This window comes from Capnocytophaga sp. FDAARGOS_737, from assembly GCF_009730375.1.
Taxonomy (GTDB): Bacteria; Bacteroidota; Bacteroidia; order Flavobacteriales; family Flavobacteriaceae; genus Capnocytophaga; species Capnocytophaga leadbetteri.
This window is the reverse complement of the sequence record NZ_CP046316.1, coordinates 2,258,281-2,282,541: the sequence shown is the minus strand read 5'-3', so window position 1 is coordinate 2,282,541 and position 24,261 is coordinate 2,258,281. Positions and strand designations below refer to the sequence as shown.

At 43.5% G+C, this 24,261-nt stretch carries 20 protein-coding genes and 1 tRNA gene; 18 read left to right on the top strand and 3 right to left on the bottom strand.

The features are described from left to right. The first annotated feature begins 8 nt into the window (after positions 1-8). From FOC45_RS10005 to FOC45_RS09995, 3 genes are read left to right on the top strand one after another with little or no spacing between them, the layout of a single operon-like run. Positions 9-3,074: a thrombospondin type 3 repeat-containing protein gene (locus tag FOC45_RS10005; protein ID WP_009391718.1), complete on the top strand. Its 3,066-nt coding sequence runs from the start codon at positions 9-11 to the stop codon at positions 3,072-3,074. A gap of 12 nt (positions 3,075-3,086) precedes the next feature. Then, a complete protein-coding gene (locus FOC45_RS10000) occupies positions 3,087-3,971 on the top strand; it encodes a PorP/SprF family type IX secretion system membrane protein (protein ID WP_009391719.1) in 885 nt (294 codons plus the stop codon). 19 nt (positions 3,972-3,990) lie between these two features. Then, positions 3,991-5,049: a leucine-rich repeat domain-containing protein gene (locus FOC45_RS09995; RefSeq protein ID WP_009391720.1), complete on the top strand. Its 1,059-nt coding sequence runs from the start codon at positions 3,991-3,993 to the stop codon at positions 5,047-5,049. Here FOC45_RS09995 and FOC45_RS09990 read toward each other — a convergent pair. From FOC45_RS09990 to FOC45_RS09980, 3 genes are all read right to left on the bottom strand, one after another. Next, positions 5,039-6,073 carry a phosphatase PAP2 family protein gene (locus FOC45_RS09990; protein ID WP_009391721.1) on the bottom strand — a complete coding sequence of 345 codons (1,035 nt, stop codon included), beginning with the start codon at positions 6,071-6,073 and terminating at the stop codon, positions 5,039-5,041. The genes FOC45_RS09995 and FOC45_RS09990 overlap by 11 nt on opposite strands. An 89-nt stretch (positions 6,074-6,162) precedes the next feature. Then, entirely contained in the window at positions 6,163-6,765 is a 603-nt protein-coding gene (locus FOC45_RS09985) for a PAS domain-containing protein (RefSeq protein WP_009391722.1), read from the bottom strand. Beyond that, the gene (locus FOC45_RS09980; RefSeq protein WP_009391723.1) at positions 6,762-8,312 is read right to left on the bottom strand and encodes a glycine--tRNA ligase; all 1,551 of its coding nucleotides are present in this window, start codon (positions 8,310-8,312) and stop codon (positions 6,762-6,764) included. Before FOC45_RS09980 ends, FOC45_RS09985 begins: the two co-directional genes overlap by 4 nt. 436 nt (positions 8,313-8,748) lie before the next feature. Between FOC45_RS09980 and FOC45_RS09975 the strand changes: the two genes are divergently transcribed. From FOC45_RS09975 to FOC45_RS09905, 15 genes are all read left to right on the top strand, one after another. After that, on the top strand, positions 8,749-9,657 hold the full coding sequence (locus FOC45_RS09975) for a hypothetical protein (protein WP_009391724.1): 909 nt from the start codon (positions 8,749-8,751) through the stop codon (positions 9,655-9,657). Between the two features lie 63 nt (positions 9,658-9,720). After that, positions 9,721-10,293 (top strand): WG repeat-containing protein, encoded by a 573-nt coding sequence (locus FOC45_RS09970; protein ID WP_009391725.1) that lies wholly within the window; start codon positions 9,721-9,723, stop codon positions 10,291-10,293. A 232-nt stretch (positions 10,294-10,525) separates the two neighbouring features. After that, the gene (locus FOC45_RS09965) at positions 10,526-11,035 is read left to right on the top strand and encodes a hypothetical protein (protein WP_009388327.1); all 510 of its coding nucleotides are present in this window, start codon (positions 10,526-10,528) and stop codon (positions 11,033-11,035) included. A gap of 20 nt (positions 11,036-11,055) precedes the next feature. Beyond that, positions 11,056-11,544, top strand: a complete 489-nt coding sequence (locus tag FOC45_RS09960; RefSeq protein ID WP_009388326.1) for a hypothetical protein — start codon at positions 11,056-11,058, stop codon at positions 11,542-11,544. 145 nt (positions 11,545-11,689) lie between these two features. Further along, positions 11,690-14,497: a 4Fe-4S dicluster domain-containing protein gene (locus FOC45_RS09955; RefSeq protein WP_009389599.1), complete on the top strand. Its 2,808-nt coding sequence runs from the start codon at positions 11,690-11,692 to the stop codon at positions 14,495-14,497. Further along, a complete protein-coding gene (locus FOC45_RS09950) occupies positions 14,484-16,262 on the top strand; it encodes a quinol:electron acceptor oxidoreductase subunit ActD (RefSeq protein WP_009389598.1) in 1,779 nt (592 codons plus the stop codon). Before FOC45_RS09955 ends, FOC45_RS09950 begins: the two co-directional genes overlap by 14 nt. Continuing rightward, positions 16,259-16,792: a cytochrome c gene (locus FOC45_RS09945; RefSeq protein ID WP_009389597.1), complete on the top strand. Its 534-nt coding sequence runs from the start codon at positions 16,259-16,261 to the stop codon at positions 16,790-16,792. The genes FOC45_RS09950 and FOC45_RS09945 overlap by 4 nt, the downstream gene beginning before the upstream one ends. A gap of 13 nt (positions 16,793-16,805) precedes the next feature. After that, entirely contained in the window at positions 16,806-17,387 is a 582-nt protein-coding gene (locus FOC45_RS09940; RefSeq protein ID WP_231121860.1) for a cytochrome c3 family protein, read from the top strand. A gap of 18 nt (positions 17,388-17,405) precedes the next feature. Then, entirely contained in the window at positions 17,406-18,095 is a 690-nt protein-coding gene (locus tag FOC45_RS09935) for a ComF family protein (RefSeq protein ID WP_034539259.1), read from the top strand. Between the two features lie 48 nt (positions 18,096-18,143). Beyond that, entirely contained in the window at positions 18,144-18,479 is a 336-nt protein-coding gene (locus FOC45_RS09930; RefSeq protein WP_009389593.1) for a hypothetical protein, read from the top strand. 108 nt (positions 18,480-18,587) lie between these two features. Beyond that, positions 18,588-19,154 carry a gliding motility lipoprotein GldD gene (gldD, locus tag FOC45_RS09925; protein WP_009389592.1) on the top strand — a complete coding sequence of 189 codons (567 nt, stop codon included), beginning with the start codon at positions 18,588-18,590 and terminating at the stop codon, positions 19,152-19,154. 71 nt (positions 19,155-19,225) lie between these two features. Further along, positions 19,226-19,675, top strand: a complete 450-nt coding sequence (locus tag FOC45_RS09920) for a GatB/YqeY domain-containing protein (protein ID WP_009389590.1) — start codon at positions 19,226-19,228, stop codon at positions 19,673-19,675. Between the two features lie 15 nt (positions 19,676-19,690). After that, positions 19,691-19,763: transfer RNA gene (locus FOC45_RS09915), tRNA-Arg, on the top strand. Between the two features lie 78 nt (positions 19,764-19,841). Further along, on the top strand, positions 19,842-22,196 hold the full coding sequence (locus FOC45_RS09910; protein ID WP_009389588.1) for a hypothetical protein: 2,355 nt from the start codon (positions 19,842-19,844) through the stop codon (positions 22,194-22,196). A 24-nt stretch (positions 22,197-22,220) separates the two neighbouring features. Next, positions 22,221-24,251 (top strand): hypothetical protein, encoded by a 2,031-nt coding sequence (locus tag FOC45_RS09905; RefSeq protein WP_009389586.1) that lies wholly within the window; start codon positions 22,221-22,223, stop codon positions 24,249-24,251. Positions 24,252-24,261 lie beyond the last annotated feature (10 nt).

Below are 24,261 nucleotides of genomic sequence, written 5' to 3'. Positions count from 1 at the left end.
CTAAAAAAGTGTTTAAAAAGAATATTTTACTAATTTTGTGCTTTGCTTGGGCTATAGGGCTACAGGCACAAGAGTATTGGAAGCAAGTGGGCTTAAGCAGTCGCAGTGCCGAAGCTGCTACAGCGCATCACCAAGAGTACACCCTCAATAAAAAAGCCTTTGCCAATGCGCTACATAGTGCTACGGCACGTGGCAATACCGCTGAGGTAGTAGTAAAACTCCCTAATGCTAAGGGCGAACTCGAGTCTTTCCGCGTGCGAAAAACCAGTGTCCTATCTGACGAGTTGGCAGAGCGCTACCCACAGATAGAGACTTATGCGGGCTACTCGCTTTCTCAACCTGATAAAGAGGTAGCTTTTACGTGGTCGCCTGAGGTGGGGCTTTCAGCTATGTTTGATGACAATAACGAATACGCTTTTGTGCAGCCTACTAACCGCAGTGGGGTGAAGCATATGGCCTACCAGCGTAGTGCTTCGGTAGAGCAAATGACTTTTGATTGTGGTACAATGGCGAAAGTCAAAGCAGCGGCTGTTACTCCTGCTTCACTGACTCAGCGTACTACGGGCAACCTTTTTGCTACCGAACCTACCCTGCGCACCATACGCATAGCGATTGCTGCTACCAGCGATTATACCTTGCGTTTCGGTAGCCCAGAGCGCGCCCTTGCCGCTATTGTTTCTACCATACAGCGCACTAATCAGGTATATCGTACCCAGATGTCTATCCAATTCCGATTGGTAACAGGGGTAGAAACTATTATCAAAAACCGAAAAGACGACCCTTTCCGCAATAATATGCGTGCCGAAACGTGGAATGGCGACCCTCTACAGAAGTTTTTAGACGAGAAAGTAGGCGATGCTAATTATGATGTGGGACACGTATTTCACCATACTAAGCAACCCAATGGCAATGCCGGTTGTATAGGGTGTATATGCGAAAAAGGCGAAAAAGGACGTGCTTTCTCAGCAGGCGACCTCTCTAACAGTGTAGAAAAAGATGTGTTCGACATCGATTTCTTCTGCCACGAGCTGGGGCACCAAATGGGGGCTAATCACGTGCATAACCTCAATAACGAAAACACAGGCGCACAAGTAGAACCCGGTAGTGGCTCTACCATTATGGGCTATGCGGGTATATCGGGGGCTAATAACGTGCAAAGGCGTTCAGACCCTTATTTCAATCACGTAAGCGTAGAGCAGATGATGAAGCACATCACTGCGGCTACTTGTCCGGTCAAAGCTCCTATTGCCAATTCAGTGCCCGTAATAGGCGAGCTCAACGATTACACTATTCCGCGCAGTACTGCCTATCATTTAGTAGGTACTGCTACCGACCCCGATGGCGATACGCTCTATTATATGTGGGAGCAACATAATAGTCCCCAACCTGGCCGCATCACAGTTACTTCCGATAACTTTGCCGATAACCTAACGGAAGGACCTATAGCTCGTTCGCTAAAGCCTAGCCGCTCTAATGAGCGCTACATTCCTCGTCTTTCTCAGATATTAGAAGGGAAATTAAGCGAGCGCAATCCTGGCCCTACTTCCACTTGGGAAACGGTTAGTAGTGTGAAGCGCACCCTCAAATGGGCATTTGTAGTAATGGATAAGAGCCTCGGTAGGCGAGACGACCGCGAGACGGATGTAAGCACCGGTAATACCGTGTATGCAGGGGTCAAGATAAATGTAACGAATAATGCAGGCCCTTTCGAGGTCACTTCACAAGCCAGAAAGACGTATTGGTTTGTAGGCAAAACCTGTACTATCACTTGGAATGTAGCCGATACCGATAAACAGGAAGTGAATACCCAGCGAGTAAACATTCTTTTTGCTCTCGACGGACAGACTTTCACGCATACTCTTGCGTCTAATATTCCTAATAATGGTAGCTATACTTTTACCGCTACTGCCGACCTTACTACCTCCAATGGGCGCTTTATGATTCGCCCTGTCGATAATATCTATTTGGCGGTCAATCTCGGCAAGATAATAGTAAAGACTGATGGCGATATTGATGGCGATGGCATAGTCGATAGTCTTGATAACTGTATAGAAACCCCTAACCCCGACCAAGCCGACCTTGACGGAGACGGTATAGGCGATGTGTGCGATGAGGATATAGACGGCGATGGTGTAAATAATGCTACCGATAACTGTGCGCGCATACCTAATACAAATCAGAAAGATACCGATAAAGACGGCAAAGGCGATGCCTGCGATGACGATGCTGATGGCGATGGCATACCAAATGCCTCAGACAACTGTCCGTACCACGCTAACCCCGACCAAAAAGACTCTGACGGCGATGGTATAGGAGATATCTGTAGTGGCGACCGCGACCTCGATAAGATACTCGATGAAAAGGATAACTGCCCCGATATGGCCAACCCCGACCAGAAAGACCTCGACAAGGACGGTATAGGCGATATTTGCGATGACGACCGCGATGGCGACGGTATCCCTAACGACCGCGATAACTGTCCCGATTACTCTAATCCCGACCAAGCAGATACCGACCACGATGGTATAGGCGATGCTTGCGACCCTGATATAGACAATGACGGTATTCCTAACGAGAAAGATAACTGTCCGTTTGTGAAGAATCCATCGCAAAAAGACCTCGATAAAGACGGTATAGGCGATGCCTGCGATGACGATGTAGATGGCGACGGGGTGCCTAATGATAAGGATAATTGCCCTGAAACCTACAACCCCGACCAAGCCGATACCGACCGCGATGGCATAGGCGATGCCTGCGATAACGATGCTGATGGCGATGGGGTGCCTAACGATAAAGACGATGAGCATCAAACGGTCTTAATCCCTAATGCTTTCACCCCTAATGGCGATGGTGTAAACGATACCTTTGTGATACACCGCATATCGTTCTACCCTAACAATGTATTGCAGATATTCACTCGCGAAGGACAATTAGTATACGAAGCGCGTGGCTATCATAATCAATGGAAAGGCTTAGGCTTAGACGGTCAGAAGTTGCCGCAAGGCTACTACTTCTATAAGTTTACGATTAAGAACAAACGCACCCAAGAGGGGTGGTTATTCATTAACTATTAATATACTTTTTTGATGAAAAAACTAATACTATCAGCTTTGCTCTTGAGTGCTGCTATCGGCAGTGCTCAAGAAGCAAACTATATATTCTATAATCAGTTTCAGAATGTAGTGAACCCTGCGGCTATAGGGGCTGAAGCCAACCATACTATAGGCGCACACCTGCGCTACCAGTGGGCGAAAAGCGCTTCTTCCGATAGTCCTCAGCAGCAAACGCTCAACACTACCCACCGCCTGAGCAATCATGTATCCATAGGGGCATCGGTAGTGAGGGAAAAGGTGTTTGTGCAGCACCAGACCGCTTTATTTGCCGATTTTGCTTATGCACTCCCTTTTACTGAAACTGACAACCTCTATTTGGGTATCAAAGCAGGAGGCAATCTCTTCAATATAGATAGTAGTCGCTTTAAAACCTATAACGACCAGTACGACCCTTATTTGCAAGGCGTATCGGGTAGATTTCAACCCAATGTAGGGGTAGGAGCTTATTATCAGCAACCGCGCTTCTACGTGGGGCTATCGGCTCCCAACTTATTGGCGTCAGATAAGACTAAAGTAGAGAATGAAGTAGTAACTTCAGTAGCCGAGCGTATCAGCTTTTATGCGCAGGCAGGCTATTTCTATCCCCTCACTGCCGACTTTACGCTAAGTCCACGAGCGCAAGCGTATATCAATCAAAAGGGCGACTATCAGCTTAACGCCTCAGCCGCTGTGCTCTACAGCGATTATGTAGAGGCTGCTTTAGGCTACCGCTCTGATAGTGCGGTGAATATCTGTGCGCTTTTCAAAGTGCCTAAATATCACCTATCTGTAGGCTATGGCTTCGAAACCAATGTCGATAATAATGTAGGGGCAAGTGTCCGCAACTTTCACGAGTTTATGCTAAAAGTATATTGGTAATTCCTTAAAAGAAGAAGTGATGAAACGTTTATTATTCGTAGCAGTGTTAGCGTTCTTGGGGTGGCATTGCACCAAGCAGAGCGACCCAGAAGAGCCTAAGAAAAAGGAAGAGAAACCTATTGTAGCAACTGCCTATAAGCTCAGCGATGATAAAGAAACCCTACTAAAGTGGCTCGATACAACTACCACCACCCTCGACCTCAGTATGCACCCTGTCCTCAAACGAATTACGATTGTAGGTAAAGAGGCATTTAAAGGTACGCCTATAGTGAGCATTACCTTGCCTAATACAGTAGAGAAGATAGACGAAAAGGCTTTCGAGGGCTGTACTTCGCTTACTACAGTTACCTTGTCTAAAAATGCTAATTTTAGAACAATTGCTCTAAGCACTTTTGAGGGTTGTAAGCGCCTTACCCGTATAGATATCCCCGATTCGGTCAAAGAGATAGAGAAGTTTGCTTTTGCCGATGCAGGACTTACAGAAGTAAAGTTGCCTAAGGAACTTTTTGAAATCAAAGAGCAGGCTTTTGCAGGCAATCCCCAACTAAAGAGTATCACCCTGCCTAAAACTATTTCGCATATTAGTACAGGGGCTTTTATGCAGACAGGGCTTCAGACGGTTACTCTTAATGGTACCGAGCCGCCCCGCCTTTCTTTTCCTAAAGGAGAGGCTGCACTGCAACGCAAGGGCGCACCTTTCCCTTTTGAAACTCTTGTTGATATTATAGTACCTCGCGAGGCCACCAATGCCTATCGGGTAGAGAAAGCTGATTGGGCTCCTTATAGGCGTTATATTAATAGGAAAATAGCTTTTACCCCTCTCCGATTAGAGAAGACAGAGGTAACCGTAAAGGTAGATGAAATACAAGTCTTTTCGATATACGGTAGCAAGCGCTACCAAATACGGCAGACTAAAGATAGCGAGGCGATAGCCATAGTAGGTACGCCCGACCAAGATGCTAATAACGTTACCCGCATAGCCGTAAAAGGACTCAAAGAAGGCACTTTCACCTGTACTATCACTGATGTTATAAGCGATCAGGATGCGCAGCTAAAAGTAACAGTTATTAAAAACTAAGTCTTGCACCTACTAATTGATAGCCTTCTAAGGTATACGAACTGCTAAATTGCCATTGGTATTTTGGTTTTACTAAGGCATTGCCCTCTTCGGTATAACGCTTAGTAATACGTCTGTTAGCAATCGTCTTACCGGTAATATAGCCTACAAAAAGGGCTACAGGGTAATCCGAAGCCCAATGTACTTTGCTTTGCATCATCTCAAAACACATAAGCCCTAAGGCACTATAGCCTACGGGCTTTATCCATTTATAGTCAGGATAGTTTTCGGCAATAACGGTAATAGCCGACATAGCAGTAGTAAGATGTCCCGAGAACATCGCATCGTAGTGAGGAGTGTCTTGCTGATAGGCTTTAAAGCTGGGGGCAAACGTCCAATAGCTGTGCCAACGACCCTCATTTACTGTTATAAACGGACTCTCACGCCCTGTGAGTCGTTTAAAAGGTTGTACAAATGCTCCTGATACTACAATACTCTCCAATACTTGCATAGCGGTACTCTTAGCGCGATAATCGCCTGTGATGAGTCCGTAGGTAGCCATTCCCCCACTGATAATGATAAAAGTAGTACCATTGCCGATGAAATACAAAGCCGAATTGACATCAGCAGGTACAATCTTCAGAAAGCCCAACTTTTTATAAGTATGGGCTTCATTTAGTCCTAAACTTTCGCCAAAACTTCTACTTTCTCTTATAAGCCAAGGGTCAGCAGGAATGATAGCTATAGTAGCCCCAATAGCTGCCAATCCGTAAGGATAATTAGGCTTAGAGACCATCTCCACTGCCGATTTACCTATATTGCGTGGTATCTTGTTAAAAAGGTCAACAAAACGCGGCTTTTGGTATATATAGGTTAGGTTATCATCAATTTTGTATTGCCTGCTCAATAAATCTACTTCAGAGGGGTGTCTGCCTTGTAACGCATTTGTAATACTATCTGATAGTGATTGTGGAATAGAGTCTTTTTCTTGTGCTGTAACAGCAGAGAGGGTACAGAGGAGCAGAAAGAGTAAAAGGTATTTCATTTGTAGTTTTTTTGCAAAATTAAATCGCCAGTCGTGACTGACGATTTATAATTTGTTAGTTTTAAAAGATTTAAAAGTTATAACACATTCTATCGAATTAAATCATTCAGAAAACTATCGGTGTCTTCGTTGTTGTAAAATGAACGTATTTCTTCGGCATTTTCTTTCATTAGCGTTCTGATGAAAGCATCGTAAGTGGTCTTGCGGTCTTCTAAAAAACCGTTGAAGTAGCGCTCGCTTACCTCCATACCATTGGCTTTCTCAATCTTGAGGAGTCGCTCGTAGAGAGGTGCGATATGCTCGTTAATCAGATGCTTGGGCAATGCCTTGCGGTACGATACATAGTGGGTGATTTCGTCTTTCTCATTTCTGATAATCTCAAAATTGGTAATCACCCAATAATACCTGCCGCTCTTCGATAGGTTCTTGATGATAGCGTGAAAGTTGTTCTTCCCTTTTAGGTTCTCCCACAGTATTTTAAATACCACCTTGGGCATATCGGGGTGGCGTATGAGGCTGTGAGGCTGATCGTACAGTTCAGCCTCAGTATAGCCCGATACTTCTTGAAAAGCAGCGTTGCTCGCCATAATATGTCCGTGCTTGTTAGTACGGCTCATCAGGGTGGCGCGCTTGTCCCATTTCACCTCTTCATCAATAGGGATAGGACGCTTTATCGTTGGATTTTCTATCATTTTTTATCTAATTTGTGTAACCAGTTGCGCATATCAACCTCTTTGGCGATAGCGGCGCGGAGTTCAGGTATTGCGATGCGCACTTGCTCCATAGTGTCGCGGTGGCGCAAGGTAACGGTATTGTCTTCTAAGGTCTGATGGTCGACCGTTACGCAGAAAGGCGTACCTACCGCATCTTGACGGCGATAACGTCTTCCTACCGCATCTTTTTCGTCGTAAGCTACGTTGAAATCGTATTTTAGCTCGTTTACTATCTGTTCGGCTACTTCTGGCAGACCGTCTTTCTTCAGCAGTGGCAATACAGCTACTTTGGTAGGTGCTAATACAAAAGGCAAACGCAATACGGTGCGGGTGTCGCCCCCTTCAAGGGTCTCTTCTTGTAGCGAATTAGAGAGTACCGCCAAGAACATACGGTCTAAACCGATAGAGGTTTCGAGCACGTAAGGGGTAAAACTTTGATTGTCTTCAGGGTCGAAGTATTGCATTTTCTTGCCTGAGTATTTCTCGTGGTTGCCAAGGTCGAAGTTGGTACGAGAGTGGATACCCTCTAACTCTTTGAAACCGAATGGGAAACGGAACTCTATATCGCAAGCAGCATCGGCGTAGTGCGCTAACTTTTCGTGTGGGTGATAGCGGTAGTTTTCCTCGCCCATACCAAGCGATAAGTGCCATTTGAGGCGGGTTTCTTTCCAATATTCATACCACTGTTGTTGTGTGCCTGGTTTGATGAAGAACTGCATTTCCATTTGCTCGAACTCGCGCATACGGAAAATGAACTGACGAGCTACTATCTCGTTGCGGAAAGCCTTTCCGGTTTGTGCGATACCAAAAGGAATCTTCATACGTCCTGACTTTTGTACGTTGAGGAAGTTTACGAAAATACCTTGAGCGGTTTCGGGGCGTAGGTATAAGTCCATAGTAGCATCGGCAGAGGCGCCTATTTTAGTGCCGAACATTAGGTTGAACTGCTTAACATCTGTCCAGTTGCGCGAACCTGTTTCGGGGTCGGCTATTTCGAGTTCTTCGATAAGGGCTTTTACATCGGCAAGGTCTTCATTTTCGAGTGATTTGCCTAAGCGGTGTAGTATTTCCTCCCCGCGTTGTTTGTATTCAAGCACTTTTGGGTTGGTAGAGACGAACTGCTCGCGGTCGAAAGCCTCACCGAAGCGTTTTTGAGCTTTTGCAATTTCTTTTTCAATCTTATCGTCTAATTTAGCTACGTAATCTTCGACGAGCACATCGGCACGGTAGCGTTTTTTAGAGTCTTTATTGTCGATAAGTGGGTCGTTGAAAGCATCTACGTGTCCAGAAGCCTTCCAAGTGGTAGGGTGCATAAAGATAGCGGCATCGATACCCACTATATTTTCGTTCATTTGTACCATTGCTTTCCACCAGTATTCGCGAATGTTTTTCTTGAGTTCAACTCCGTTTTGTCCGTAGTCGTACACGGCGCTCAGACCGTCATAGATTTCGCTTGAAGGGAATATAAAGCCATATTCTTTGGCGTGTGCAATTACTTTTTTAAATAAATCTTCTGTTTTTGCCATATATTTTTGTGAATTTTTCAGGGTGAAATGAGTTTAGAGTACAAAGGTATAAATAATTTGGGAATTAGCAAAATTAGGTGTTAGGTTTTAGATTTTAGGTGTTAGTGGGGGTAGGATGTTTTTCTGGTTTTTGAACCATAATTAGTTGTTTATACTTCGGTAATCTTTCGCCTATCCTTCGCTGTAAGTATATCCTTCCTATATCTGAGGTAAAGGGGAGATGGCTGTAGTAGATTTTTCTGGGGAATTAGCGTAAATTAGAGAATTAGCAAATTTGCTAATTGGTAAATTATTCTTATTTTTGCCACTTATGTTAAGATGCTTGATTTTGTAAAAGAGGCTTTTAGATTGTTAGTTTCTCTATAAAGCTGCCGATAAAAACTTAGAAATATTTGGTGCCAAAGGACACCAGTAGCATCTGAAAAACTAAACGACTATGGAAATCCAAGATTTATTAGGGCGACCTATCCATTCTCCGGAAATAAAAGATTTTCTTGCGCAATATCATTTGCCACAAAAACCTAATCCTGAATATGATGCTTATGGCAACTTATTTTGGGTACGAGTTAATAATGAAGAAAATACCATTCGCTGCCTATTTACGGGTTATGTGAGGTATGCTCCCGCTTATGGAGAGCCTATTGGCAATTATAACAAGGAAAAAGACCAACTCATTTTGCACGAAATCACCATTTATCCACTAGCAACCCCCAATGGCAAAATTCCTGAAATAGCATTGCCTTTTGGTTTAAACATTGGTGATGATAAAAAGACTATCGAACAGAAGATAGGCAAGAAACTCACTGGTAAAAGAATAGCTAATGATGGAGGTTCTTTTTACGAGCCTTTCTTTGATGAATTTCGCTTATTATTAGCTTTGGACTCTAAGGAACAATTGCGCTGGCTAACGCTATTCAAATTAGAGCTATATGAAAAGGAACGCATCCGCCTAAAAGCTCTCCTCAAATCACAAAACAAGAATATAGACCCTAATCGCATTTCCGAAATACAAGCCTTCCTTTCCGAAACACCTATCACTCAGTGGCGCAAGCGTATGGCTCAGGGTGATGATATGTTTTCAGAAGAAAGTATTACCGCTGTAGAAACAGCCCTTACGGAATATGTGCAAACGCTTTGTGAAGCAATACAAAAGAAAAATGCGACTACTGTTTATAACTCTATGGGTAAATTAGTAAAGAAAATCAATAATATCAATGATAAATACGGACTTATAGAAACAATGGAGCGCGAGGAACTTTGCGAGTGGCTCAATACACTCATACGCAAAACGGGATTGGAATTAGTAGATAATGTAGATATCACCGATGAATACCGCGAGTGGTAAAAGTATAGAAAAACAAGGTATTGCCTTACTCAATCGACCTTAATTTTTAAAAATAATTGTATTATGAAATGGAACTATTTATGGATATTTTTGTATTGTTTTGTTTGTGAGGTTCAAGGACAAAATAATTGGTATAGTAACTATAATTATATAGAATCATTTAATGAAGGGGTAGCTATCGTTAAGAAAAACAATAAGTGTGCGGTGGTAGATTTTAAAGGTAAAGAAATTATCCCTCTCGAATATGATGAAATCAAACGTATTGATAGAAAATTTTTTAAGGTGAGAAAGAATAGTCGATATGGTTTGTTTGACAAAGAAGGAAAACTGCTTATTGATGTAAATTATGAAGATGTGGGGATTTTTGTAGATGGACTCGCAACAGTTAAGCGCAATGGCAAATATGGTATGATTAATGAGAGTAAGAACAATGTAGTTCCTTTTCAGTATGATTATATTGATAAACTAAGTGAAGGACTTATTCTCTTCAAAAAGAATTATAAATATGGCTACCTGAATAAAAAAGGTAAGGAAATAATCCCTCCTATATATGATCGTGCTACACCTTTTAAATTACGCTGTGCGATTGTTACTATTAATAATTGTGAGTTTAAGATTGAGAAAAAAGGTTGGTAATTTTGTTAGAATAAAATAGTATGAAAAATAGTCTTTTAGTTTTTTATGGAATTTTCTAATTGGCAAATTGGCTAATTAGTTAATTATTCTTACCTTTGCCACTTATGTTAAGATGCTTGATTTTGTAAAATTAGAAGTTATATGGGAGCTGTAAAGTAGAGGAGTTGATAGACACACTATACACTATTAACACTATTAAAGAGCAATTATAAAACCTTAAAAAGAAGTTATTATGAACTTATATCCTTCTATATCTTCAGAATTGGAACTGGCAGGGAAACTTATAATTCCTTTGTTAGTATTTCTCTTAATTGCTTTCGTGGCAAAAAAAGTAGAGGATAAATCTATTCCTTCTCTACTTGAAATCTTATTAGCATTGGGTATAATGGTCTATAATATAGCTGTAGGAATCTTTTTATTCCGATGTGTGCGACCAATAATTCCCTATTGGGAGTTAGATCTTATAGAATGGTATCCTGTACCTCTATTTTTTGCGTTTTTCCTTTTAGTTTTTAATATTCTTTTCTTGCTCAGGTATAGAAATAAACTCTATGAAAATGTATTGTTTGTGCTGAGTTTAGGATCGCTGTTATTTACGCTCTATGAGTTTGTAGTTACCGAACCTTTTAAGCAGCAAGATGGAGCCGAATTCTTATTAGATAAAACTCTTTTAGAACACGCCCCACTACTAAATTTTATAATTAATATAGCAGTAAGTTTGAGTTTTATACTATTTATTTGATATAAAAGAAAATCGAAATTATGAAAAACACCCTTTGGCTTTATAAAAATCCTTATCAAATAGAGATAAGAGAAAAGGAAGTACACCCACCACAGGTAGCAGTTTATCTCTATGAGGCAGAAGAGGAGATAAAAAACGTAGTCCTCACGGGAGGAGGTAGCGTGAGCAGTCTGTGGGAGAAAAGTGTGCTGTTAGACGGCGATAGGTTGCTCATAGCTTGTGGCAATGAGGTATTTTGTGTCCTCTTGCCTACATTAGAACTCCTTTGGCATACGCAGGTGGATATGGCTACTTGCTTTGAGATAGCCCCCTATCAAGATGATTATATTACCCACAGCGAGGTGGAGATTTCACGCCTTAACAAGCAGGGCAAAATTCTCTGGCAGTTTAGTGGGAAGGATATTTTCGTGTCGCCTATAGAACGTATCCCCGCTTTTAAGATGACTCCACAAGGTATCGACTTAGTGGATTTCAATTATGAAGAATATCATATTGATTATGAGGGTTAGAAGAATAAAAAAAGATGTATTTTTGCATCGGAATATAGTGACCCGCTATAAAATATAGCCTTTTAGCTTTTGTGAAATTTTCTAATTGGCAAATTGGCTAATTAGTTAATTATTCTTACCTTTGCCAAAACTTTAATAATATACAATGACTTCAAGGCGTGACTTTCTTAAATATATAGGTTTTAGCACGGCAGCAGCGGCGTTGGCGGCTTGCGAAGGTCCCGTGCATAAATCTATACCTTACCTTGTGCAGCCTGAGGAGATTGTGCCCAGCCAAGCTAATTATTACGCCACTTGTATAGCCGATGGGTTCGACTTTGCTAGCGTATTGGTCAAAACCCTCGAGGGACGACCTATCCTTATAGAGCCTAATCCTGATGCTCGTTGCGGTAAGGCGGTAAATGCCCGCATATTGGCATCGCTGCTCAGCTTGTATGACAGTAATAGAGAAATACCCCAAGAAAAGGTGGGTAAATGGGAACTATTAGACCGCGATACCCGCGCGGCTTTAGCTAAAGCCAAAGCAGAAGGGAAACAGATAGTGCTTCTTTCGCAGACTTTAGCAAGTCCGTCAGCCTATGCGCTTATCGATGAACTTAAAGCTGAATATCCTACTTTTCAGCTTATAGAATACGACACCATATCGGAAGATGCGACTCTTTTTGCCTTTGAGCATCAGTACGGACGGCGAGCTATGCCCGATTACGATTTCAGCAAGGCTAAGCTCATCGTTTCGTTTGCTGCTGATTTTTTGGGCGACTGGAACGGAGGGGGCTATGCCGATAGCTATGCCCAAGGGCGTATCCCTACAAAAACAGGGGGGATGTCGCGCCATATACAATTAGAGAGTAACCTCAGCCTAACAGGCGCTAATGCCGATGAGCGCATCGCTTTGCCGCCTGCCCTATTGCAGCGGGCTTTTGCACAGTTTTACAACCTCTGCAAGGGTTATCTTTTAAATGACAAGACGCTGCCGCCTGCCCTTATCGAGCGTATCATCGCTCTTGCTAAAGAAGTGCAACAAGCAGGCAGTGAGGCTCTTATCGTTACCGGTATCGACCTGATGCACGTACCGCTCTTGGCTTTTGAACTCAATGAGCAGTTGCAGAGTGCCGCCTTTGTGTTGCGTACGCCTCGCCTAACTCGTCAAGGAAAGAGTGCTATGCTACGCAACCTTATAGCGGATATGCAAGAGGGCAAAGTAGGGGTACTCTTCATTAATAATCTGAATCCGCTGTACAGTTTGGCTAAAGCTGATGGTTTTGCCGAGGGACTGGCTAAAGTGCCTTTTTCGGTATCGTTTGCGCTTAGGGCAGACGAAACAGCCCTAAAAACTACCTATATAGCCCCCCAACCGCATTACTTAGAGGCTTGGGGCGATGTACAGTTTAAATACGGACATTACGGACTGATGCAGCCTTGTATCCGTCCGCTCTTCAATACGCGTCAGTGGCAAGATTGCTTTTTGCAATGGCTGGGGCGCCCTCATACTTATTACGATTATATCAGAGCCTATTGGCAAGAGCATATTTTGGGCAATACTCCTTGGGAAGTAGCACTACAAAACGGTACTTTTGTAAGAGAAGACGAGGTATTCACTCCTGTTCCGCCAATACTGACTAAGATGAGTTGTCAAGACCTTGCTTATCGTGCGCTTGCTTCGGCTACTGCTACTACAGATTTTCAGCTAACGCTCTACCCCTCAACCGCTTTAGGTGATGGACAGCAAGCCAATAACCCTTGGCTACAAGAATTGCCCGACCCTATCAGTCGCGCTACGTGGGATAACTACCTGACGATGCACCCTGCTGATGCTAAACGCCTCGGTATCGAGAATTGGCATACTGCCAACGGAGCCCTATGCGGTCATACTGCCAAAGTAACTGCCGACGGGGTGAGTGTGGTAGTGCCTGTATACCTAATGGAAGGGCAGGCGCAGGGTAGTGTAGGGCTGGCTTTAGGCTATGGACGTCAAGCAGGGCTACCCCCCGAAATGCAGGTGGGCGTGAATGCTTTCGTGCTATACAGACTATACGAAAAAGGTAACCAAACGCAAGATGTTACTATCGAAAAGGTAGGAGGTGAGCATACGTTTGCCTGTATGCAGTTGCAAAATAGCTTAGAGGGGCGCGACAATGTGCTGAAAGAGCTCACCTTGGCGCAATATCAGGCATTGCCACCGGTAGTGCCCTTATCTTCACCCTCTGTTAAAAAAGAAGGGCATCGTTTTAAACTCTCTATTGACCTCAATGCCTGTATAGGTTGTGCCGCCTGCGTAATAGCCTGCCACGCCGAGAACAATGTGCCAGTAGTAGGCAAAGAAGAGGTAAGCCGTTCGCGCGATATGCATTGGCTGCGTATAGACCGTTATTACTCTGAAGAAAATAAGGTAGGTTTTCAGCCTGTGATGTGTCAGCATTGCGAAAAAGCCCCTTGCGAGACGGTTTGTCCTGTAGGAGCTACTGTGCACGGAGCGCAAGGGCAGAACCAAATGGCATACAACCGCTGTGTAGGTACGCGCTATTGTGCTAATAACTGTCCGTATAAGGTGCGCCGCTTCAATTGGTTTGACTACAGTCAGAATCCTGCTTTCAACTATAATATGAACAGCGAAGTAGGGCGGATGCTGCTCAACCCCGATGTGACGGTGCGCACACGTGGGGTGATGGAGAAGTGCTCGCTCTGCATTCAGCGCACTCAAGAGGTAATACTCCGTGCCAAACGCGAGGGGCACCCTGTGGCAGCAGATGCTTTTAGCAGAGCAACGGCTTGTGCAGCGGCGTGTACTACAGGGGCTATCCGTTTTGGCGATGCTAATAACCCTGAAGACCCTATTGTACCCCTGACTGCCAGTGACCGTATGTATCACTTATTAGAGCAGCTCGGCACGCAACCCAATGTAATATATCAAACCAAAATAAGAAATACTGATAACACTAATGACGAAGCATAACCCTTATCATACTATCAGCAGTGAGGTAGCACGCCCTATAGAGGGGCGCGCTAATGGGCAATGGTGGCTCGCTTTTGCTCTTGCCTCAGTCGCCGCCCTCTGGGGTTTTTGGTGTATGTGGCTAACCGTAAGAGAGGGTATAGGTGTATGGGGGCTCAACAAGACAGTAGGCTGGGCGTGGGACATCACTAACTTTGTGTGGTGGATAGGCATCGGGCACGCGGGGACTTTTATCTCGGCTATACTGCTACTCTTCCGCCAGCAGTGGCGCGTAGCTATCAATCGCTCTGCCGAAGCGATGACCATTTTTGCTGTTATACAAGCGGGTATCTTCCCGATACTGCATATGGGCAGACCGTGGCTATTACATTTTACGCTGCCTATTCCTAACCAATACGGTTCGCTGTGGGATAATTTCAACTCACCTCTGCTGTGGGACGTGTTTGCGATAGCTACCTACTTTTCGGTGTCGTTAGTTTTCTGGTGGGTAGGCTTGCTCCCTGACTTTGCAATGCTACGCGACCGCGCTATCAAACCTTTTCAGAAGAAAATATACAGCTTGCTCAGCTTTGGCTGGAGTGGGCGCGCTAAAGACTGGCAGCGTTTTGAGCAAACCACCCTGCTTTTAGCGGGCATTGCTACGCCTTTGGTGCTATCGGTGCATACCATCGTTTCGTTTGACTTTGCTACCTCGGTAGTACCCGGTTGGCACGCTACTATCTTTCCGCCTTACTTTGTAGCAGGAGCTATTTTTTCGGGTTTTGCGATGGTGAGTTTGCTGCTGATTATCTTGCGCAAGGTATGCCATTTGCAGGCGTATATTACCCGCCAGCATATAGCCCTAATGAATACCGTAATGCTTATAGCAGGTAGCCTTGTAGCGGTGGCTTACCTAACCGAGATGTATACCGCTTGGAGGTCAGACAATGCGACTGAACAGTTTGTATTTTTGAATCGCGCAACAGGGCCTTATGCGTGGGCATTTGTGCTAATGCTTATTTGCAATGTGTTACTGCCTCAGCTATTATGGGTGAAACGACTTAGGCATAGTATTGCCTTTACTGTTTTTGTTAGCATAGTGATATGTGTGGGGATGTGGTTTGAGCGTTTTGTGATTATCGTTACCTCTTTGCACCGCGATTACTTACCCTCCTCTTGGACGATGTTTTCGCCTACCTATGTAGATATTGGGGTGTTTGTAGGTACGATAGGCTTTTTCTTAGTGCTCTTTTTGCTCTACGCTCGCACTTTCCCGATGATTGCTCAAGCAGAGATTAAGCAAAACGTAATATTAGACAGCAAGCAGCCAGAGGGGACTCGCACAGGCGAAGAGCTTGTGGCTGAGGTGAAGGCACTACGCGCGCAAGGCGTCGCTATTAAAGAAGTGTATACCCCTTTTGCAGTACACGGGCTTAGTGAAGCGTTAGGGCATAAACCCTCGCGCTTGGGCAAAGCCACTTTTGTATACGGACTGCTGGGTTTCCTTTTTGGGGCTTGGCTGGTCTATTACACTATGATAGCTGACTGGCCGCAAAACTTTGGCGGTAAGCCTAACGCTACTTTATGGCAAGGACTGCCCGCCTTTGTGCCTGTTATTTTTGAGCTGACGGTCTATTTTGCGGCTCACCTATTGGTGTTGAGTTTTCTATTCCGCAGTCGTCTGTACCCGACTAAAAAGGCAGAGAATCCTAAGCCAGAGACTACTGATGATACGTTTGTGATAGCGTATGAGTCAGCCCCACAAGAAGATAAAAACGAAAAATGAAGTGTATAACCAAATATATAGGGCTTGTATTTTTAGGGCTGTTGCTTTTGGCGTGTAGGGATAAGCAAAAGCCTAATCGTGAGTTTGCCCCTGATATGTACGAAAGTGCTGCCTATAAAACCTATGCTACGCCCCCACTCACTCCGCCAGAACACACTGTGAAGCGCGGTAGTCTGCCCTATTCGTACCCCAATACCCTTGAGGGCTACGAGCAGGCTAAGGCAAGCCTACGCGCTGATGCCTCGCTAACTGTAGATGCCGCACGAGGGCGAGCGCTCTATAATGTGTATTGCGCACTTTGCCACGGTGAGCAAGGTGATGGCAAAGGCGTATTAGTGCAGCGTGGTAAGGTGTTTGGCGTGCCTCAGTTTGCAGGTCGCGATTTTACCGAAGGGAGTATTTACCACGTGCTTTACTATGGGCGTAATGCTATGCCTGCCTTTGCTACACAGCTGACAGAAGAAGAACGATGGCAGATAGTGAAACAAGTGTTGCTTAAAGACGAAATACAAAAGACGAAAGACGAGTAAATTGAAAAAGAGTTTGATAATAATAACAGTGGTATTGGCTTTTTTAGGAGGCTGTTATGCCTTGTTCGCCTATCTGATGCAAATAGGGGTGAATGAGGGGTATGAGCCTGTGCAGCCGATACACTTTTCGCATAAGATACACGCGGGCGACAATCAGATAGATTGCCAATACTGCCATTCGGGGGCTCGCTCGTCGGCTATGGCTGCCGTTCCCTCGCTGAATGTGTGTATGGGTTGCCATAAAACGATAAGCGAGTATGAGGGCGAAGAAGACCTTGCGCAAGGTTATACCAAAGCCTTCTACACTGCTGAAATAAAGAAACTATACGCTGCTGCAGGCTGGGACGAACAACAGTTTAAGTACACTGGCAAGCCGCAGGGAGTACAATGGGTGCGCATACATAAGCTGCCCGATTTTACGTATTTCAATCACTCACAACACGTAAAAGTGGCAGGGTTAGACTGCCAACAATGTCACGGTGAGGTGCCTAAAATGGAGGTTATGCGACAGCACGCTCCCCTCACTATGGGGTGGTGCATAGAGTGTCATCGCACGCAGAAAGTCAGCACCGAGTGTGCCAAATGCCATTATTAACCTTAACCCCTCTTTGCTTTGCTTTTTGATGATATACGTTCGGTATTGCAGCCTCGCTACTGTTTGCATTGTGGGGTGCCGCTGTTGGCGCATCAGTCGTACCTATGCCTTAATTGCACAGCGCATTTAGAAGAGACTTCTTTTCATTTATCGCCTAACAACCCCTTATGGCAAACGTTGAGGCATCGTTGCCCTATAGAAGGAGCTACCTCATTATTTTTCTTTGGAAAACGCAATGTGGCACAAGATTTGATACACTATTTGAAGTACAAAGGTAAGCAAGAAATAGGTGAATGGCTTGGCAAGTGGCTCGGTAGCTATATAGCAACTGCCGCTCCCTTTTCTTCAGCAGAAGTGGTGCTACCAGTGCCGCTGCACCCACGCAAATTGCGTCGGCGAGGTTATAATCAAGTAGCGCGTTTTGGGCAGAGTTTAGCTCGCACTATGCAGATAGCCTATACAGATGATTTGCTAATAAAAACCGATGCCGTCGGTACCCAAACGCGGAAGTTTGTATGGAAGCGGTTTAACGAAAATGACTATATTTTCGCCCTCCGCAATCCTGAACGATGGATAGGCAAGCACCTGCTGTTAGTAGATGATGTAATTACTACAGGGTCTACCCTTGAGCGCTGTTACACCGCCTTAAGCAGCATACCAGAGGTGAAAATAAGTGTAGCCTCAATAGCTTGTGCGGTCATCAAATAAGGAAAAATAACTAATTGTAAATTAATAAATAATTTAAATAAATATCGTATGAAGAACACATTGAAACTAATGGCTGTAGCATTCGCTATGTTTGCTTTCAGCACCAACGCTACTGCTGCTACTGTTAAAGCAGTTGATATGAACCAAAGCGTAGTACTTGACCAAGACGGTAACGCTAATGCTAAGGTAGAAAAAGCTGACCAAGACGGCGACAAAAAAGAATGTAAAAAAGACGGTAAAAAGTCTTGCTGCAAAAAAGACGCTAAAGAAGATAAAAAATGTTGCGACAAGAATGCCGACAAAAAATCTTGCTGCAAAAAAGACGGTAAGAAATCTTGCTGCAAAAAAGGAGGAGAAAACCCAGCTGACAAAGACGCTAAATAATCTTTTTTGTAGTCGCTAAAAATATTATTCTGAAATTACACCGAGAAAACCTTAGCCCTTATACTGCTGAGGTTTTCTTTTCACATATTAGCTATACACCTTTTGCTGATGAAAATATCTTTATATACACTCTTGTTTGTTATAGGCTCGCTGCTTAGCAGTTGTGGGGGCGATACCCTGCCCAAACCTAAAGGAGGGTTGCGGTTAGACTATACGCCTGCCGTTTATGCACCTGTTACCCAACTGCCTAACTGTCCGTTTAGCTTTCAGGCTAACAGCCTGTCGGAAGTGAAATATCAGGCACACGATTGCGATATAAACATAGAGTACCCCGCGATGCACGCTACTATCTACCTGACCTATAAGCCCGTAGAAGGCAACCTGAAAAAACTGCTGAAAGATGCCCAAAAGTTTACCTACGAGCACACCATTAAAGCTGATAATATAGCTTCTACCGTTTTTGCTAATGATAGTACCCACGTGTACGGTATGTTTTACCAAGTGTATGGCAATGCCGCTTCGCAATCGCAGTTTTATGCAACTGACAGTCTGCGACACTTTATTTCGGGTTCTATCTACTTTAAGGCAGTGCCGAACTACGATTCTATACAGCCGGCTAGTGCTTATATAGAAAAGGATATTCGCAAAATAATGGAATCGCTACAGTGGAAATAAAAAAATGTGGGCAAAATATTGTGCAGTTAAAAATATTGGCGTAACTTTGCCCTTATAATATTAAATGAATTATGAGTTTACAAACTAAGGTAATGGACGCTCTGAAAGAAGCAATGAAAGCTAAAGATACCATTGCATTAGAATCATTAAGAGCTATTAAATCGGCTATACTGCTGGCTAAAACCGAAGCAGGAGCCGCTGCTGAACTAGCAGAAGAAGAGGAACTAAAACTCCTTCAGAAATTAGTAAAACAACGCAAAGATAGTGCTGCCCTATACGCACAGCAAGGAAGAAACGATTTGGCTGAACCCGAATTGGCACAAGTGGCAGTGATAGAAAAATTCTTGCCTAAACAACTGTCGGAAGCAGAAGTAACAGAAGCCGTGAAAGCTATTATAGCTGAAGTAGGGGGCACCTCTGCCAAAGATATGGGCAAAGTAATGGGAGTAGCTACTAAGCAATTAGCGGGCAAAACCGATGGGAAAGTAATTTCGGCTATAGTAAAATCGCTATTAGCTTAAGCATAACAGAAAATTGGCTGCATAGTTCAACTGGATAGAATATCAGATTCCGGTTCTGACGATAGAGGTTCGAATCCCCTTGCGGTCACAACAAAAAAGCAGATGATACTTTATTAGAAAAAAGTATCAGCTGCTTTCTTTGCCTAATCATCAACATTTATACATCTTGAGGTACTTCCTGTTATACATATCGCTCTTCTTATCGCTAATAGCTTGTGATTCAGCTGAAAAGAAAGCTGTTGTCACTCCTTTCACCTTTCCTGAAGACACGGCTGTTATCTATCGCATCAATGACAAAGACAATTTCTTAAGTGTTATCGCTAACAATTCATTTTGGAAGCAGCATAACCCTCACCCATTGCGTTTGCACGAGGTGAAGATACTCAATACCCTTCCTACTGATGAGAATCTGTGGGTGGCTTTTTCGGCTGATGATCATTTCTTTGCTGTAACGCCCCATATAACTAATGACAGCCTTAGTATTTGGAAAAAAGCGAATGACAAAGTGCAGAAGCAAGCCCAATTTGGCAAGGAATGGTTTTACACCCTACAGGGCGATTACCTCATTATAGGCGATACAGACAAAGTGGGTAGCTATGCGCAGCCCAAAGATAAACCCCTTACCACTCGTCAGCAAGATTTAGAAGCCTTGCAAAAACTCAGCAATAACGAGTGTGCTGCTAGCATTTTCCTTTCGCAGGAAGGGGCTAATACCTATTTTCGCTCTTTCTTTGGCACAGATGTACTGCCCAACAATAACAATTGGGTGACTTTTGACCTTTTTTTAGAAGAAAACAATGTGCGCTTTAGCGGTATCAGTCTTATCGACAAAGAAAACAACACTTCTGACTGTATGCTGCGCACGCAACCCTATCAGAACACTCTTATAGACCATTTGCCCGCGCGGGTGCTTAAGCTCACGGCCTATTCGTTTGACGATGCCGATCTTATCAGTCTGCCTGATAGCTTGGCGCAACAATCGCCTTTTCTTACGAGTGTTAATGGTATCGCTTTTGCCCAAACACTCGATGGGTATTTTGCGGTTGCTTCAGCCTATAATGTAGACGATGCACTGCAGCAGTTGCCTGTACTATCTGAAGATTTTCAGTACAACTTCGCTATGTACGACCTCAACCCAGAGCTGCCGCTTTCTTTCTTTAAGGCTTTTGCCCCTGATTTTACGCCTCGTTACGTAGGGGTATATCAGAGAAACCTTATCTTTACCCCGACCCGCGAACTTCTTATCTCGGTAGTGAATGATATGCAGCGCGGCAATACCCTATCATATAACAAAGCCTACCAACAATTGGCTCAGCACAGTGCCTCGAACGTTACCCTCAGCCGTATTGCTAACCTTTATGACCAATCTTCCTTTAGTTTGCAGTACCCTTATATAGCTGAGCATTACCGCTGGGCACTGTTTCAGCAGACGCCTCAGAACGATTACTACGTGCTGAACTTCGTATGCGAGCATCAGCCAGAAGGCAATCTTACTGACGAGATGCGAGAGCGCTTTCGCTTTGCCCTTGACGACCAGATGGTTATACCACCTACTTTGCTGCTAAACCACCGCACTAAACAGCTGGAAATAGCGGTACAAGATGCTAATAACGACCTTTACCTTATAGGCAATAACGGTTCGCTACTCTGGAAAAAGCACTTAGACGGCAAAATACAAAGTCCTATTTATCAAGTAGACCTTTTTAAGAATGGTTTTCTGCAAATGGCTTTTTCTACTGAAAAAACTGTATGGGTGTTAGACCGCAATGGCAAAGAGGTAGAGCCTTTCCCACACAAGTACAAGGGACAGCTTACCCCTTTAGAGGTCTTTGACTATAATGCCGATCGGGAATATCGTTTTCTGTTTGCTGAAAATCAGACACTGCACCTGTTAGACCGCAAAGGGCAAGTGGTAAAGGGCTTTTTTCAGCGCACTAATGGCAAGCCCCTCTACACGCCTAAGCACTTTCGGATTGCTGATCGCGATTATCTAATCTATGCCGCCGATAACGGTATTTTCAATATACTGCACCGCAATGGCGAGAACCGCATCACGGTACGCGACCGCTACACTTTTTCTGACAACCCACCTGCTGTATGGAACGGACTTTTTATGTTTACCACCAATGAGGGCTATGCCGTATTTATAGATGAAAAGGGCGGTATCAGAAAAGAGAAAAAGAACCTTGAAGCCCCTTTCTATTGGGGCGGGAATAAGTACCTGCTCTATGCCCTATCGGGTAATATACTTACTGTTGGAACTAAGAAAATAGAGCTGCTCAATGGTAAATACGAGCGTCCGCGTCTGTTTAGAATAGGAGGAACAAACTACGTAAGCGTAAACGACCTTTCTACCCAAAAAGCCTATTTGTATAACGATAAGGGCAACCTGATAAAGGATTTTCCTGTAGAATCGGTGTCGCCTATCGCTATTGATGTTGATTTGGACAGAACAGTGTGGATAGTTACAGAGAAAAGTCCTACTGAAATAGTCGTCTTTTCAGTTAGAAAATTAGAATAATAAGGAAAATACTAAAATAATATTATGAACAGATTACTTTTTTTATTAGCAGCAATATTTGTGTTTTGGGCTTGTACTAAAGATGAGCCGCAAGAAGAGACAGGAGGTAGTACCCAAACAACTACTACCCAAACAGGCACGCTTACAGCCACTACGCAGACCGCTACTACCCAAACGAGTACTACTCAAACTAGCACTACCCAGACGGCAACCACTCAAACTGACACTACCCAAACAGATAGTGAGGCATCGCGTAAAGAAATACTCAGTTTTGCTGTAGTAGCTGCTGATAACACTGCCTATACGGCTACTGTATACAGCGAAACCATAGTGGCAATATTGCCTGACGATGCCCCTCTACAGCTTACCCCGCTCATAGATTTTGTGGGAGCCTCTATTAGTCCGGCATTGCAAACATCAATAAACTTTCAAAACCACGTTACCTATACGGTTACAGCAAAAGATGGCAGCAAGAGGCAGTATAAGGTAGTTGTTAGTCACTATAAAGATACGAAGGCAGAGATAGGCCCTATGGCTTTGAAGAGTGAAGACGGAGCTTTTCATACAAACTATGTTCCTACTTATAGTTCGGATAGTGATATAATAACGGCTGTTATAACAGTGCCTACGGGTACGAATATAAAGAACTTAGAACCTTATTGTGCAGAATTTCCAGCAGGAGCGACTATCAATCCAGCGTTAGAAGTGCCTACAGACTTTACAAACCCTGTAACCTATACAGTTACGGCTAAAAATGGTTATCATAAAAGAGTGTATGTTGTATCAGTAGCATTTAAAAAACCTACCTCTATATCGATTAAAGAGTTTAAGGTAACTGATAATGCAGGAGTAGATGTAGTACACATCAAAACAGGATACCTACCTTCTGATAAGAGCCTTGTAAGAGCAGTGTTAATCAATAAAGAAACACAAGCCGAAATAAACCTTACTATCAAGCAGCTTGACCAAAAACAAAAGGTAATTACTGCTGAAGTGCCCTCTACTACTTACCAAAATGGTATTTACAACCTAAGACTTACCTTAGATGATATTACTGAACGAAGTGAATGGAACGTTGTGCTAATAAATGGTACCCCTCATTTTGGAGGTATTATGGATTACTTTACTTCTAGCCTAGGCAAGGTGCGCAATGTGTTAGTATGGCCTAAGGATATGCTTGAGGCACAAGTGTTTATAAAGAAAAACGAGATAGACCAATATACTTATTATTTGCGCAAAGCAGGAAAGGATTATCCTTTTATCAAGAAGTTTATAAGAAATGGTTCGTATTCTATAGACTTAGAAATGCCTAATGAGGTGGCTGCTCCTCCTGCTGAAGGTAATGATTTTTCTTTTGTGATGAAGAAAGGTAGTAAAGAATACACTTTTCCGTTAGTGAATAGCAAAAAACAAGCTATACAAGTGCAAATAGCGGGTACCCCTGTGATACGTTCTATCTCTAAAACAGTACTCAACAAAGATGATGAGTTTACTATTTATGGCGAGAATATGGATTTTGATTTTATCTATAAACCATTCCCTACACAACTGAGATTAGAGCCTTACAATTATACTTATGGTCGCCACTATATATATTTGACCCCTATACGCATTACTCGTACAAGTGCTACTTTTAAAATAACAGATGATGTGCGCGCAGGGCGATTTCATATCAGGTTGATAGTGACTAGTATCAATAAAGAATCAGAAGTGTACAGTCAGGATATTACTATCAATCGTCGTCCTTCTAACCACCCGCGTTTGACAGTAGAGAAAGCACTTTTATACAGTAAGACAGCTGCTTATTATCCACAGCAAATACAACTTACTTTTAATGAAGAGTTAAAAAATGTATCGATAAAAGAGATAGTATTTTCTAAAGACATTGTAATAAAAAATACTATACGTTATCCTAAGGTGGTGATGTCGGGCAAGCTACCTATTGAGCAGTATGAAGCCCTTACTAGTGGTCGTGATGGGTATGCGCTGATAGAAGATAATGGGCGCGAATATAAGGTGTACTTTACCCTTTTGCCAGAAGCGAACAATATGTAACAACCTACAA

Coding starts and splice junctions, on each gene's coding strand:
- FOC45_RS09980 (WP_009391723.1), bottom strand. CDS start 8,312: ATGGCAAAAACAGAAGATTTATTTAAAAAAGTAATTGCACACGCCAAA.
- FOC45_RS09920 (WP_009389590.1), top strand. CDS start 19,226: ATGAGTTTACAAACTAAGGTAATGGACGCTCTGAAAGAAGCAATGAAA.
- FOC45_RS09945 (WP_009389597.1), top strand. CDS start 16,259: ATGAAGTGTATAACCAAATATATAGGGCTTGTATTTTTAGGGCTGTTG.
- FOC45_RS09960 (WP_009388326.1), top strand. CDS start 11,056: ATGAAAAACACCCTTTGGCTTTATAAAAATCCTTATCAAATAGAGATA.
- FOC45_RS09930 (WP_009389593.1), top strand. CDS start 18,144: ATGAAGAACACATTGAAACTAATGGCTGTAGCATTCGCTATGTTTGCT.
- FOC45_RS10000 (WP_009391719.1), top strand. CDS start 3,087: ATGAAAAAACTAATACTATCAGCTTTGCTCTTGAGTGCTGCTATCGGC.
- FOC45_RS09950 (WP_009389598.1), top strand. CDS start 14,484: ATGACGAAGCATAACCCTTATCATACTATCAGCAGTGAGGTAGCACGC.
- FOC45_RS09975 (WP_009391724.1), top strand. CDS start 8,749: ATGGAAATCCAAGATTTATTAGGGCGACCTATCCATTCTCCGGAAATA.
- FOC45_RS09905 (WP_009389586.1), top strand. CDS start 22,221: ATGAACAGATTACTTTTTTTATTAGCAGCAATATTTGTGTTTTGGGCT.
- FOC45_RS09965 (WP_009388327.1), top strand. CDS start 10,526: ATGAACTTATATCCTTCTATATCTTCAGAATTGGAACTGGCAGGGAAA.
- FOC45_RS09985 (WP_009391722.1), bottom strand. CDS start 6,765: ATGATAGAAAATCCAACGATAAAGCGTCCTATCCCTATTGATGAAGAG.
- gldD (WP_009389592.1), top strand. CDS start 18,588: ATGAAAATATCTTTATATACACTCTTGTTTGTTATAGGCTCGCTGCTT.
- FOC45_RS09955 (WP_009389599.1), top strand. CDS start 11,690: ATGACTTCAAGGCGTGACTTTCTTAAATATATAGGTTTTAGCACGGCA.
- FOC45_RS09990 (WP_009391721.1), bottom strand. CDS start 6,073: ATGAAATACCTTTTACTCTTTCTGCTCCTCTGTACCCTCTCTGCTGTT.
- FOC45_RS09970 (WP_009391725.1), top strand. CDS start 9,721: ATGAAATGGAACTATTTATGGATATTTTTGTATTGTTTTGTTTGTGAG.
- FOC45_RS09995 (WP_009391720.1), top strand. CDS start 3,991: ATGAAACGTTTATTATTCGTAGCAGTGTTAGCGTTCTTGGGGTGGCAT.